An 807-nucleotide genomic window follows, 5' to 3' on the forward strand; every position below is an offset into this window, starting at 1 on the left:
TCCAGAAGAGGCACGCACTGCTGCGGAACTTCCCGGTGATCGGACACGCCCGGTACCTGTTGGAGACGATCGGGCCCGAGCTGCGGCAGTACATCGTGACCTCCAACGAGGAGGAGCGCCCGTTCAGTCGTGACCAGCGCAGCTGGATCTACGCGTCGGCGAAGGAGGAGAACAACTACTTCGGGTTCGGAACCGAAGTCGACGTCGAGCACGTGCAGGGGCACGCCTATCTGAAGCAGCGCACGTTCGCCGGCGCGCTGCCTGACGCGCACGACCCGCAGGCCCCACTGCCCTCGGCCAAGGTGCTGGGCGGACCGCGCGGGCGCGCCAAGGCGTTTCGGCCGGCGAGCGTAGTGAACATCTCCGCGATGAGTTTCGGGTCGCTCTCCGGCGCGGCGATCACGGCGCTCAACAAGGGGGCGGCACTGGCGGGCACGATGCACAACACGGGCGAGGGCGGCCTGTCGCCGTACCACCGGGGCGGCGGCGACCTCGTTCTCCAGATGGGGACGGCATATTTCGGCTGCCGTAACGAGGACGGCAGCTTCAACCTCGACAAGCTCAAGGACGTGGTCGCCGGCGCCCCGGTCAAGGCGATAGAGATCAAGCTCTCCCAGGGAGCCAAGCCGGGGCTGGGCGGAATGCTGCCGGGCGCGAAGGTGACCGAGGAGATTGCCGGAATCCGTGGCATCCCGCTCGGCAAGGACTGCGCCTCCCCCGCGCGGCACACCGCGTTCAGCGACGTCGACTCGATGCTCGACTTCGTCGAGCTGCTGGCCGCCGAGACCGGTCTGCCGGTCGGGGTCA

The 807-nt window shown here is 68.2% G+C and carries 1 protein-coding gene; it reads left to right on the top strand.

The window, feature by feature from the left end; all coding sequences use genetic code 11:
- The coding region (locus tag EOT10_RS40960) for an FMN-binding glutamate synthase family protein (protein ID WP_223281532.1) at positions 1–807 on the top strand (807 nt) is incomplete at both ends.

The sequence above is a fragment of the Streptomyces antnestii genome (assembly GCF_004005495.1).
Taxonomy (GTDB): Bacteria; Actinomycetota; Actinomycetes; order Streptomycetales; family Streptomycetaceae; genus Streptomyces; species Streptomyces antnestii.